This is a genomic window from Brakhagea slesvicensis (assembly GCF_052161625.1).
Taxonomy (GTDB): Bacteria; Planctomycetota; Planctomycetia; order Pirellulales; family Pirellulaceae; genus JBKCUI01.
Map to the genome: position 1 here is coordinate 2,860,407 of NZ_CP197412.1, position 13,631 is coordinate 2,874,037.

Sequence of the window (13,631 nt, forward strand, 5' to 3'; positions counted from 1 at the left end):
CCATAACAAAAGGGTAGAGCATCTTTCGATCCTCTACCCTGTACGGAGTTTAAAACGTTCAGCAAGTCGACTAGTCGGGAATACTCGGTTTAGCTGCCTCGACTTTTTCGACTTGGTCTGCCTTCTTCTCGCCCTTGGCTTCGATCAAGTCGGCGCGGTTCTCTCCGACGCGTTCGAGCTCGTCTGCTCTCTTTTCGCCGGATTTCTCAACCGCGTCCGCTCGTTTTTCTGCGTTAGGGTCTTGAGCTGCGCCAGTCAAAGTCTTGCCAGCGTTTTGTCGAATGGAATCTGCCGTGGCATTCGCGTTATCGCGAGTTGCGTCTGCGGCCGACTGGGTGGCGGCGCGGACATCGTCCGCCTTGTTGTTGGCTTCGACGCGAACGGCGTCGGCATTGCTGCTGGTGTTCATGGGCTCACAACCTGTGAACGCGAGAACCGCTAAAGAACCTACTACGGGCAGTGACCAAATGTGCTTTTTCATCGGAAACCTCGTCTAGAAAAGAGTCGTGCATTGCGTTGATTGTCTACTTTCGCTTCGCCATACGACTGACCACAAGGTCCTGTCGGTTGGCTCTGCATGACATCAAACGCAAGACCCGTGCCGAAGTCGGAAAGGAAAAAGAATTGCACCCTGTTCTGGCAACTCGAAGGCCAATCAGCGAGTTAATGACCGCTGAAAGATCAAAGCTTGGCCACCGGGAACCAGAGTTGGTCGTTGATCGATCGACAGAAGGGGCCTGAAATGGCCACCTTCTCCCTTTGTGACCGATGCGGTTACTTTGCTAATACCTCTTTCACCGGTTTGTTTCCAAGCTGCAATTGCGTGGCCATGCTGAGCAAGCTACTCATGGTTCCCAGAGCGCTATCGCTCGGAGTTGCGCCAGCAAGATCGCCGGCCATGAGCTTTCCAATCAAGGCGGCTACGCTGAGATCGCGAATGCTGTTGGCATCGAGGTGGAGTTGATCCAGAAGATTTCCGAGCGCGTTCTTGAACTGGTCCGGGTTCCCTGAAAAGAAGGTGTTCTTAATGTCGTTGGCCACCGTCGAATTCTGAACAAACCGATCGATCGATTTGCCGGCCTGGACGGCTGCGGTGATTTGTTGGAAGAATTCTCCGTCTCCGCCCACGATATCGATCTTCGCCGATTTGAGCGCTTCGGCGAGAACAGCGGCTTGGCTCGAGGAGATGGATTGTTGAGCATGGATGGCAGCGATTTCGATCTGCTTGTCCTTTTCCAATCGAAGCTTGAACTCTTCGTGTTGCTTGCCGACGGAATCGAGTTCTTTCATCGCATTGGCCTTCTCGGTGATACCGAGTGCTTCCGCTGTGAATTTCTCTTTGAGCACACGAGCTTCTGCCAATCCTTGTTCCTGCAGGGCGTTCGCTTTGGCTTGCATGACCTCGGCCTCGGCGATTCCCTCGGCGGAGAATTCGGTGCGGGAGGCTTCTGCTAAGAGTCGGACGGCTTCGGCTTTCTTCTCCGCTTGATCTCGTTCCGCTTGTGCGACGAGGCGCATTTGAGCCGCTTTGCTTTCGGATGCTTTGAGTTCCGCTTCGGCTGCCTTGATTTCCTTGACGAGCGATTGTTCTGCGGCCATTTCTGCCGCAGTGATCTCGACTTTCTTGGTACGTTCTGCCGTGGCGAACGCTTCGGTATCTTTCATTTTTTGTTGTTCTTCGACGACAGAACGTTCGACCATCACACGTTCGCGGATCACCTCTTGGATGTTGCGGCGTTCCACCTCCAACACCTTTTCTTTTTCCACGCTGGCGAGTCCTACGACCCGTTCGCGTTCGATGGCTTCGAGGTTTCGATCGCGTTGGATGCGTTCCAGTTCGACGCCATCGGTCCGCTCTTTATTGCGTTGGGCGACTAAGATCTGGCGCTCTTTGTTTTGCGTTGCCACCCCGATCTCTTCATCCGCAGCGATGCGCGCCTTTTCGGACTCAAGTCGATTCTCTTCTTGAACTTTCGCAGCGCTGGCAGTTTCTCGGGCGTGGATCTCGGCTACCTCGCGGATTTGCCGTTCGGTGGCCTCGATTCGTTGGCGTTCCAATTCCAAGATCGCTTCTTGGGCTTCGACATCCTGCTTCTTGAGTGTCTTCTCCCGTTCACGTGTGAAGTGATTCTCTTTGATCTTCTCCGTCGAAGTCAATTCGGTGATCTTTTTGATCCCCTCGGCATCGAGGATGTTGTTGGGATTGAGAAGTTCGAGTCGGGTCTGCTCGAGATAGTCGATCGCGCAGTCGTCGAGTCGGTAACCATTCAGATCCGTGCCGATGACTTTGAGAATCTCTCCCTTGAATTTGTCCCTTTTGTCATAGAGTTCGACAAACTCAAATTGCTTTCCAACCGTTTTGAGCGCCTCGGAGAATTTAGCATCGAACAATTCTCTCAACGTCTCGAGTTGGGATGCCCGTTTGCAGCCGATGGACTGGGCGACCTCTTTGATTTCATCTACGGTTTTATCGACTCGGATAAAGAAAACCGTTTTGATATCCGCGCGGATATTATCTTTGCATATGAGTCCCTCGGAGCCTTCGCGGGAAATTTCAAAGCTCTTCAGAGTGAGATCCATTTTCTCGTAGCGATGGACGACGGGCCAAATCAATCGGCCTCCGTCGATGACGACAACCATCCCTCCCATTCCAGTCTTCACAATGGCTTCGTCGGGGCCGACCTTCACATAGAATCGACTGGCGACGACACCAAGGGCGAAGAGGAAGACAAGAACACAGACAAGAATGACAAGAGCAGGGTACATAGTGGGCACTTAGTTAGAAGAGATCGGAGTGGTCGTTGTCGTAGCGGAAACGATATAGATACGGGTTTTAGGATCGTAATGCGCAATCCATGCCCTGGTCCCTTTCGGGAGGATCGGTCCATCGGTCTTCACATTCAGGAGTAATGGGGCGCTGTCGGTCTTGTATTTCGCCTGCCCATGCGTCGGCGACGCGTCGTAGGAAGCGATAATCACTTCCTGACCAACGAGATCAACGGCTTTCAACTCATGGTTGATAAACCAATCTTTCATAGGCTGGGTGATCAGTTTCGTAACAAGCAGAGCGATGACAAAATTCCGTAGTAGGATCACCGCGCTCCAACCGAAACCTGGTGTTTCTCCGAAAAAATAGGGGTCACAACAGTACCAATTGGTGATCGACACCGTCCACCAAACCAGTGTAAATACGCCCCCCCAGACCACGATGGGCAAATCCTTCAAATTCAGCCATTTCGCAGGAGTGAGGACCACACCCCCGAGCGCATCGCCCACGGTGTTTTGCACGGTTTGCCAGGTTCCGTCGGAGTCCGGGCCTAACGAGGGTTCTCCAGGGAGCCAATCTCCAATCGTGAAGTCGCTGCCAACTCCCAGAACGATCGTGCTGATACTCCACAGGAGGAGTAGGACGAGGAGAATCGTCGCGGGGAGTACCGGGCCCGAAATAGCTGCTTGATAGAGTTCGACCATCGATGTCCCCCCACGTATGGGAAATTTCCGACTATGTGATTGCCCTCCATTCCGTATTGCCGGTGGAGCTGTTTGCCGTCGTTGGGCGTCTCGCCCCAATCAGGGATTAGCCTTTGACCGCGAGGACTGCGTCCAAGGGGACTTGGGTTCTCGCAACGGCGACCTTCGAAAACCCAACATCGCGGAGAAGCTGAGCGTATTCCGCGCCGGATCGTTCTTTACCCTCCGTGCACACCAGCATGTTGAGGCTCTGCATCTGAGCCCATCGAGGCCCAGACCGATTCTCCCAAAGTATCTTTTCGCCGATGAGCAAGGCTCCTCCCTTGGGCAGGGCATCGTAGATCTTCTGGAGCAAGACTCGTATCTTTGGCTCGTCCCAATCGTGGACAATGCGTCCCAGTGCGTACAAATCCGCTTTGGGCAACGGATCGACGAAGAAGTCGCCACCGATGATTTCCATTCGATCTTGCATGCCCGCATCTCTCGTCATTCGCCGCGCCAGGTCCAACGCATGGGGGAGATCAAAGACTTTGGCGGACATCGATGGATAACGCTGGCAAGCGGCGATGGCTAAATGCCCTGTCGCCCCTCCCAAATCGCAAAGGACTCGATACGAACTCAAATCAAATAGGTCGACCACCCTCGGCGAGGTGATCATTCCGAATCCATGCATCCCCATCAAGAACTCTTCCATCGCTTCCGGTGTCCGAAAGAAATGCGAGAAAATGGGACCATCGAACCCGAACGTTTGTTTCCAACGATGTGTCCCCTCGCGAATGGCGTCCTCGAGATGAGCCCACATTTTCCACATGACATGATTCGAGTACTGAATGTATCCCGTCATCCGCCGCGGGCTGTCCGAGCACAAATAAGCTCGCGATGCGTCTGTATTCTGAAATCCATTCTCCGTCCGCTGGAGTAAGCCCAGTCCCACACAACTCTCCAAAAGCATTCTCAGCGATGGTTCATGACAATGAAGCTGAGTTGCAAGCGACTCGCTGCTGATGGCTTGATCCCCCAAAGCGTCGAAGACACCGAGGTCAACCGCCGCGAACATCGTCTTTGACCTTCGAAAGGCTTCGAGATGATCCAGCACGATCGATGGGTCAGGTATGGAAAGGTCTTGGTACATTGTCTTCGTGTGGGTTGGTGTTGTTATGTTTCGGCTTGGCAATGTCCCCGACAGGGCGCGGAGATTGCCATTTTTTAGTGATTGATCTCAATCTTCGGGCAGATCTTCCGGAATGGCATGAATCGTCCAATACAGCTCTTCTTCAAACACAGTCCCATCCTGAGCTTTCAGTTGAAGTGTCAAATGAAGCTGATCTACAGGACACAATCCAGGAGTTTCGATCCGTAAAACAGTCCCATCCTTGTCCAATGCAATCTTTGGAATGGCGAGAGAATCCACACCGAGCTTCTTGGTTGTCGGGGAATATCGATCGGAGCCGTATGCGGAACTCCAGCGGTAATTCCAGGCCTTGGCGGTCACCGCCCCTTCCCTCTGGACCGAATCGGCGGAGATCGGGAAATTGAATCGGAGGACGATCTCTCCCCGCTCTACCTTTGCATCCGAGACCATTTTCCAATCGCGCCCGGTGTAGCGAAGCCGTTGGATCCCTTCGTCTCGCAATCCAATCCGCCCGCTCCCATTCCAACCTTGCAATCCCACCGCGTAGACTTGCCCGTCTTGAGGATGGAGCCGAGCTCGCATGATGCCGGTCTGGAAATCGAATGGCAGCTTGATAATTGCCCCCTGCGTCAGCTCCCCTACCTCTTGGGTTAGGACGTAATACATCCAACCTTTCCCAAAGCTTGTGTGGAGCAGATGCCCAGACAGGGGGCCCCAACGCGCATCACCCGCCCAGAGTTGCCCTCCTGATGAATTGTCGAGCTCATGGGGAATCCACACCAGGGGGCGATCGAAATCGTCAGGAGGGACGACTTTTGACAAGTCGATCTTTCCACCATCTGCCGACCATTTCCCGCTCTGCCCGTAAGTGGGGACCCAGCCATAGTAGCCGCCTCTTCGCAAGAGATTGATCTTGGACGCTGGCATCCATTGACCTTGGTTGTCACTACAAGTCAACCGGCCATCGGGTAGGATCCCCATCCCATTCGGAACGCGAAATCCGGTGGCATACTCCTCTTTCTTCGTACCATCGGGAGAAATGCGAAGGATTGCACCAGGGATGGAGTAATCGGCACCGTGTCCACCTTTTGCATACACCAGCCAACCTTCATGATCGATCTGCAAATCGAAATTGAACGCGTGAAAGTGGGTTGAAACGTCAGGGTCATCGAAGAAGTTTTCGTAGAAATCGGCCTCGTCATCGCCGTTGGTGTCGTGCAGTCGGACCACCCGATCCTTACAGGTGACGTACGGGACGTCCTTGACAATCTTGATCCCCAGGGGCTCATACAGGCCCGATGCAAATCGCTTCCACTCGATCTGCTTCAATGCCGTATCGATGCCTGATACCAACCATACATCTCCGCCATAGGTCGTCACCAACATCCGGCCATCGGAATAAAAATCAATCGCTGCCGTTCGCAACCAGGCATTCCACGGATTCGATTTGGGAATGGAAATCGTGTCGAGCGCATAACCCTCCTGTTCCAACCCCAAATATCCAACTGTTTGAAGGCGTTCAGGCCATAACGCACTTCCCTGCTTCCAATCCTCGAAATCGGAATCCTTCCATCTCCCCAAAATTCGATCGAACCAATCACCCAATGCGATCGATCTTGCAACCGTCTCTGCCTGGTCAGAGCTTGCAGGCTCCTGCCTGACCGATGCCGAAGGACTCAAAAGAATCTCACACTCCAAAGGGCGATCGGACTCCGGGATGTGCCATACCACACGTCCTTCTCGGTCGATCTCCACCCGTATCGAGTCAGAATCGACAACGACTGTCACCCTATGCGAGTCTTTATCTAGCCCGGGAGCCGTGGTGTCGCTCCGATGTCTTACCAGAGCGATGGAATAGACACGACCCTCGCGGTGAAAAGTCTTCTTTTCGACGGAAAATGAACTAGTCGTTGCACCTGGCTGTTGAGCTATGGACAGAACGAGCTCTCTGCCGGGCGCTATCCGCATCCGCCTTCGAAGCGTGTTCGCATCGAATGTCCGATTCGAATCCTCCTTCACGGAAATCAATTTCTCCAAGACCGGACGCCGATCGACTTCGTAGCTCAGCATGATCTCGCGATCGTGGCGATAGTATCCGCGATACACGAGCCAATCTCGCGGCATCGGCCCGCGTGGAGGCAGATGCTCTCGATCGTAATCCAATGTCCCGTTGTGTCCCCATTTCCAGCCCATCATCGCTTCGATAGGAGGCGCGCCCGGTTCGGCGACTCCTTCCCCACGCCCTTTCTGATGCTGGGTATCGGAGAGTTCGAGAAACGCATTGCGCCAGACGTCTGCTATGTCCATCGAATGCAGATCGTAGGAGACAGTCCAGGAACCGGTCGATGTGGTCAGTGCGCTGGGATGCTCCCTTCGCAATTGTGAACCAAGGGCTGCACCGTAGTCTCGCGAGATCACCGGAGTCTCATCTCCCATCTTGGAACCGGTTGGCAGCGAGTCCAAGTACGTTGCGTTCAGAGCTGTATAGTCTGGATTGGAAGGCTTCATGAAGGCTTCGCGGATGTAATGAATCACTTGGTATCTCTGATAGGGAGTCAAGTGACGCATGCTCCCCATCAATCCGTTCCCGTTCGTGAGGGTCAAGAACATGCGGTACGGATCGCTACCAAACTTCAACGGCTGTTTTCCAAACGCGCGTGCGGCCGGGAGATTCGGTGTGTTCCCATCTCGCCCGTGGCAGTCGATACAGTAGCCCTGGTAGATGGATTGGCCGGCTTCAAAGTCTTTCTTCGCAAGCTTCTTGAGGATCCCTTTGTGGTCGAGATCGAGCCAATCTTCCTGGGAGGCAATCTGATCCGAACTCGGCATGAGCTCCTGCTCGGTCTTGAGACCTCCCTCGGCTACCGCAAAAACGTAGGCGGCGAGGTCGTAGAACTCCCCTTGATCGCGCAGTGTCCCGATCAATCCATCGGGCATCAAAGAAGCCTTCGACTCGACTTGCGATTCGATCTGCGATTTTGGGATCGAATGCAGTTGGTTCAGATCGCTCGAGGCCCGGAGTTCAATCGCTTCTTCCGTCTCTCGGACGATCAAGCCTGAGTAGATCGAATCGTCCTCGGAGAGAACCGTGTTCACACGGTACTCAGGACGAATGTCCCGCGAGGGCTCAAGCAACGCGGTGAGCAAATAGGCTCGATCGGTTGCCAGGCGTGATACTTGGTTTCGAAGCTCAGCAAGCCTTGGTCCGACGGGAGTCTGATCCGGAGTGATCGCGTGGCACCGCACGCAGGCGGCCGCCGAAGTGTGGAAGAGGATGGCGCCTCGCTTTGCATCCCCTCGCGAGCGAATTTCGTCAATCAGCCAAGACTTCGGTGCAGCTTTTAGCAATGCCTCCAGGGACTGCGCTTGGCGAACCGTCTGGGCGTAGACCGAGCTTTCGATCAACGAAAAGAGCAATAACGTGAATAAGGCGACTCGGGTTACCATGGTCGTCACAGCGAAAGATTGGGAGGGAATAAGGGGGCTAGGAAGCGGCGGGGGCTAGGAAGCCCCCGTCTGAATCCTACCTGATAGATCGGCGGGAGTTCGCTATGGTTTGGCAGATTTCGGTGTGACGGAACCGTCGGCTAACGCGAGAGTGCCGACGAACAATCCCTGGATGACGCGCGTCATGTGGGGGATCTCCAACCTATCCCACTCGTCATCCACTTGGTGATAGTCTGCATGCAGCGAACCGGCAGAAAAACTGTGAGCAATCACCCCGCGCTGGGCAAAGGACCAGTTGTCGCTGGAGCGATAAAGCATAGCGCTGAACTTGGGGTGCTCAAAAATCTCGACACCCCATCGGCTCGCCGATTCACGCATCAAAGGGCCCAAGTCCGATTCGTTCCAACCAGTCACCCAAATCTTGCCTCGTGCTCCGTCCTCGGGACGCCCGATCATCTCGATATTGACGTTGGCAATAATCGACTCGAGAGGCCAGGTGGGACGATCCACATAAGCCTTAGAACCGAGCAACCCCGACTCCTCTCCCCAAAAAGTCATAAAAAGCAAGGATCGTTTGGGTGGCGCTGGCATCGCGGCGAATGCATCTGCCAACGTGAGGACAGCTGTCACGCCCGAGGCGTCGTCATCTGCCCCGTTAAAGATCACATCCTGCTGGCCGTCATGCGGTGCACTGGGGATCCCCTGGCCGAGGTGGTCCAAGTGAGCCGAAAAGAGGATGGCCTCTTTGGAAAGAGTGGGATCGCTCCCAGGGATCACGGCCATGACGTTTCGCATCGCTTGCTCCACTTGGCGAGCCGGTGGCACGATTGTTTCAATCTGATCGGGGACCTTTGACTGTCGATCGATCAGCAAAATCGGGATGCGAATCGGAAGCCTCGCTTCCATCCTCGCCTTCCCTTGCATCTCTTTGGCCAGCGTGGCCCACTCGCTCGATCCGTCGGTTCGGAGAATCAAACCCTTCGCCCCTGCTGACTCCAAACTCTGTGCAAGCCGACTCAGTTGCGCCATGGCGCGCGCCCCTTTGCCGGTGGGCTCAAACTCCCCGACAACAAACGAAGGCAAGTCCTTGAGGTCGCTCGCATTGGCAAGCTCGATGGCTTGAAGCGGGCCGCGATACGCGGCTTTCTCATCCGAAGCACCCAAGATTCCCAGGATTGGAATCGATTCGCCAGCTCCCGATCGAAGGGTTGCTTCACCAGGAAGTTGCTTCAGCGTCTGTTTGGTTACATGAAAGAATGTTCCTTCATCCCCAGCCCCTTGGAGGCCTGCGGATCGGAATCGGGATACGACATAGGCCGCTGCCACTTCGAATTCTGGAGAACCGGTGCCGCGACCGGCTAACTCATCGCTAGCCAAAAAGGAAACGGTTCCAGCCACTTTGGACTCGCGAATCGTCTCGGCGCCAGCGGGTAGCTCTCTTTTCGCGGGCTCGTTCTCTTGGGCAGAACTTGTTGCGCTCGCAGGAAAGGCCAACGCAAAACCAATCAACGACAAAATACAAATGCGCATAGGATCGTCTCTCGCAAGTAGCGACGGGGCAATAGTGCAGATGGAAACTCTCTCGCATTGTATTCGCTGTCGATGGCGGCACGGAAACAAAAACAGCCGAAGCGATCGGTCGCCTCGGCTGTCTGAGTTCTGTGAATGGATCGGATCGTTGATTAGCTCAAAACGACCTTTCCATTTCCGTCTCCGAACACGATGTCGTTCATCCCGATATGCTCGAGCATCGTCGAATAGAGGTTGTTCATCGGAGTGTATTCAGGGAAATCGATCAATCGTCCTGTCTCGATGCCACGGCCTCCGCGTCCGGCTAACAGCACAGGGAGATTGTGGTGATCGTGACGGTTTCCGTCCGAAATGCATCCGCCGTACACGATGAAGGAGTTATCGAGGAGCGACGAACCGTCGGCTTCCTTGGTCTCTCGCATCTTGTTGAGGAAGTAGGAGAACTGCTCGGAGTAATAGGTATCGATCTTGGCGATGTCCCCGATTTTGGACTGGTTGTTCTCGTGGTGGGAGAGGGAGTGGTGCCCATCCTTTACCTCGATCATCGGGAACGTACGGTTGCTACCTTCGTTCGCGAGCATGAAGCTGGCCAACCGTGTGGTATCGGTTTGGAATGCCAAGACCATCATGTCGTACATCAATCGAATATGTTCGGTGATGTTCTCCGGCTTCGACTTGGGCTCCAGGGTTCCATCTGGTAGTTGGACCGGAATGGTGAAGCGTGTCATGCGTTGCTCGATCTCGCGAATACTGGTGAAGTATTCGTCCAGCTTGCGATGGTCCTCCGCGCCTGAGATGCGTTCCAACTGTTGACGCTGATCGGAAACAAAGTCCAAGATGCTTCGTTGCATCTTTTGCTGACGATCGCTCATCGATTCTTGGTTGGCGGCATTGCCAAAGAGACGCTGAAACGCCTTTTGAGGGCTGATTTCTTTCCCTGTTGGCAGCGATTCTCCTCGCCACGAAATGTTGTTCGAGTACGCACAGGAATATCCGGAGTCGCACCCGCCAGCATCGCGTCCCTCTTCGGTACCGAGTTCAATCGAAGCCAATCGCGTAGCACGACCATAGACATCGGCTGCGATTTGGTCGACCGAACGACCTACTTTGATCTTCGATCCATCGGTTTTGAATGGATGCGCGCCGGTCAAGAACGCTGCAGCGCTGCGAGCATGATCGCCCGGCCCGTCTCCGAGAGACTGCGCGTTGACTTGAGCAAGCCCTTTGAGGACGTTGAAGTCACCGCGGTTGGCGGCCAGGGGAGCCAAGCTGGGGGATAATTCCCAATCCTTGCCCGACCCCTTCGGTAGCCATCGCTCGGCGTTGGTGCCGTTGGGGAAGAAGATCCATGCCAATCGTACCGGGGCCTTCGCCACTTCATTGGCAACCGCGCTGGATGGCCGCATCAATCCCAGGGATGGCAAAGCCATGCTCACTCCCATCGCGCGCAACAGAGTGCGGCGACTGATAGAAGTGCTTTTCCCGGATCGATCTAAACGTACAGAGAATTCGTTATTGGACATCCGCAGAAGCTCCTAAGTCGGGAGAGGGATTTAAGGTGGGGGTTTGTTGGAAGGATCCGCTCAAAACGATCGCCTCGACGAGGGACCGGACGGTGCGGTGATTCGACTCAGTATACGCGATGACGCGGTCGATTGCACAACGATCTTCGCGTTGCAATCCCCGGCCAAGCGAATACGTCATCATCCGTTGGGCCAAGTTGAGCAGGATTTGGTCCTGCTTCTTACTCAAAATACTAACCAGTTGTCTAGGGGTTTCAAAGGTGCTACCGTCGGTCAGCTCACCCTTGGCGTCGATCGGCTGGTTATCTTCCTTCTCTCTCCATCGACCAATTGCATCGAAATTCTCCAAGCCTAAGCCAATCGGGTCCAATATTTTGTGGCAGCCCGCACAGCTTGGATTGCTGCGGTGAATTTCTAAACGCTCCCGCAACGTCGCTCCCTGCTCATGGTTTCCTTCCTCCAAGGTGGGGACGTTCGGAGGTGCCGATGGAGGTGGATCCCCCAAAATGCTTTCCAAAACCCATTTCCCTCGTTTGACAGGGGAGGTTCGGGCAGGATTCGACGTTAGCGAAAGGACTGCGGCTTGGGTAAGCAATCCGAGTCGCTGTTCCGGCAGTTTGGCGCGGATCCAATCGTCTTCTTTTTCATAAAGCCCTTGGCGGCGCGAATCGCCCCCTCGCCCGCCCCGTCCCCGAAACATCTTGGCTGGATCTTGGTCTCCGTAAGACACTCCGTAGAACTCGGCCAAGCGTGGATTGACGAAGGTGAAGTCGGCCGACGTGATATCGTCGATTTTTCCTTCTCGTAACAAGTACTGGCAGAAGAGCTCGGTTTCCTTCATCATCGATGCTCGGAGCCGGTCGTTCCAACCCGGGTATTTGGTCTTGTCGATGTCGATCTTGGGCAAGTTCCTCATCCCAAGCCACTGGGCGAAGAATCCTTTGACCAACGCTTCGGAGCGATCGCTATCGAGCATCCGTTTGACCTGCCCCTTCAACACTTCCGGTTCGCGCAGCTTGCCTGCATCGGCCAATCCCATCAGTTCCGCATCGGGCATGGTGGACCAGAGGAAGTACGACAGCCGCGTGGCCAACGCATAGTCGTCGATGGTCGCTACGCCATCTACAGGAGGTTCGTGTCGGAAGAGGAAGTTCGGTGAAACCAACGCAGCTTGCACGCCATACTGAATCGACTCGAGATAGGTGAAGCCCGCTTCCTTTGCCGCCTCGCAAACTCGAACAATTGCCTCGACATCCTCCGAGGATGGTGGACGGCGATACGCGCGCTTCAAGAATCCGGTGAAGACGCGTCGCGAAGCTTCTTGAAATCCGATCTCGGATCCCTCGGGTGAATCTTTTTGTTCCGGGTACGCGATCACGATATCTTGGTGTCGCTTCGGGAATGCAGGCTCGCCTTGAAATGGCCCCCGGGTGCGGAAGGAATCGACAATCAATCGCCGTGCACCGTCCCCCCTTTTGGATGGCTCCTCATCGCTTTCGTAAGCGATCAAAATTTCATTGGTCCCTTCGGTGGCCTCGAAATCGACATCGAAGTTCTGGCCTCGGGTCGAGACTTCCCATTCGCGATGCTTTTCCCCGTTGATGAACAAAAGGACGAAGCATTTGTCGGGCTGATTGTCCCCAAATCGCATGCGAATGCTGAGGTTGTAACGACCCGCTGCCAAGTGCATCGGTACGCGATGGTCCTGCGAATAGGTAAGCTGAACGCCGTCGAAGCGTTGGTTACGGAGCTTCTCCCGGTCGATCTCAATCGTCTTCTTGGCCAAGTACGCGGCGGACTGCATGTACTTTTCCATCACGATCGGAGGGAGCGTAAGCACCTCTCCTTGATTGTCGAAGCCGTTCCCAACGTCGTCGGAAACAAAGCCGATGTCTTTGGATGGGAGCACATCGAGTTGAAGCAAATCCCGTACGGTGTTGTCGTATTCGACTTGGTTGAGACGTCGGAGCGTGACCGGTGGGGTTTTGATTTCGCAATTGCAGTCGGTCTCGTGGAGTGCCCTTTGAATCCAATCGACCAACTTCTTCCGCTCTTCCGGCTTCATTTCCGAGTCTTCGGGCGGTGGCATGGCGTCCGCTCGGACAACCCCGCGGACTTGCTCCCAAGTGCTCGCGTGCTCTCGAATCTTGTCGATCGAGGTGTAGTCCTCGAAATTCACGCCCGCTTCGTTGGCATCCCCCATATGGCAATCGCCGCAATGGGTGACGAGGAGCTTGCGAATCTCATCGCTGAACTCGCGATTGAGTCGCGAGTCCAGATCTCCTTCGGCAACTGCTTGAGCCGGCGGGACTTCCTGCGCACTAGCCATCTGGCAGGCAAGGAAAGAGATTGGGGTTAGAAGACCTAGGGCACTGCATATCGATCCATGCAGCACGTTCCGGAGATCAAAAAGACGCATAGCCAATTCCAGCTGAATTCGTTCGGTAGGGAAGGCGGGACACGGTCGCACTATCGCGCAACAGCGATCGGGGAGGCGGGGGGAGCCGCCCCTAGTATATCCACAGGAC

The 13,631-nt window shown here is 54.8% G+C and carries 8 protein-coding genes; all 8 read right to left on the reverse strand.

Going from position 1 to position 13,631, the window contains the following annotated elements:
- Window positions 1-70 precede the first annotated feature (70 nt).
- The 8 genes from SH467x_RS10755 to SH467x_RS10790 all read right to left on the reverse strand — a co-directional run bounded on the left by SH467x_RS10755 (window position 71) and on the right by SH467x_RS10790 (window position 13,432).
- Window positions 71-481: a hypothetical protein gene (locus tag SH467x_RS10755; protein ID WP_482371273.1), complete on the reverse strand. Its 411-nt coding sequence runs from the start codon at window positions 479-481 to the stop codon at window positions 71-73.
- A gap of 293 nt (window positions 482-774) precedes the next feature.
- Window positions 775-2,766, reverse strand: coding sequence for a flotillin family protein (locus SH467x_RS10760; RefSeq protein WP_482371274.1), 1,992 nt, complete (start codon window positions 2,764-2,766; stop codon window positions 775-777).
- Window positions 2,767-2,775: 9 nt separating this feature from the next.
- Window positions 2,776-3,471 (reverse strand): hypothetical protein, encoded by a 696-nt coding sequence (locus tag SH467x_RS10765; RefSeq protein ID WP_482371275.1) that lies wholly within the window; start codon window positions 3,469-3,471, stop codon window positions 2,776-2,778.
- 106 nt (window positions 3,472-3,577) lie between these two features.
- Complete coding sequence (locus SH467x_RS10770; RefSeq protein ID WP_482371276.1) at window positions 3,578-4,603, reverse strand: class I SAM-dependent methyltransferase; 1,026 nt, start codon at window positions 4,601-4,603, stop codon at window positions 3,578-3,580.
- Between the two features lie 87 nt (window positions 4,604-4,690).
- Window positions 4,691-8,050: a DUF6797 domain-containing protein gene (locus tag SH467x_RS10775; protein WP_482371277.1), complete on the reverse strand. Its 3,360-nt coding sequence runs from the start codon at window positions 8,048-8,050 to the stop codon at window positions 4,691-4,693.
- Window positions 8,051-8,152: 102 nt separating this feature from the next.
- Window positions 8,153-9,580, reverse strand: coding sequence for a M28 family metallopeptidase (locus tag SH467x_RS10780; RefSeq protein WP_482371278.1), 1,428 nt, complete (start codon window positions 9,578-9,580; stop codon window positions 8,153-8,155).
- A 152-nt stretch (window positions 9,581-9,732) separates the two neighbouring features.
- Entirely contained in the window at window positions 9,733-11,103 is a 1,371-nt protein-coding gene (locus tag SH467x_RS10785) for a DUF1552 domain-containing protein (RefSeq protein WP_482371279.1), read from the reverse strand.
- On the reverse strand, window positions 11,093-13,432 hold the full coding sequence (locus SH467x_RS10790; RefSeq protein ID WP_482371280.1) for a DUF1592 domain-containing protein: 2,340 nt from the start codon (window positions 13,430-13,432) through the stop codon (window positions 11,093-11,095). The genes SH467x_RS10785 and SH467x_RS10790 overlap by 11 nt, the downstream gene beginning before the upstream one ends.
- Between the last annotated feature and the right edge of the window lie 199 nt (window positions 13,433-13,631).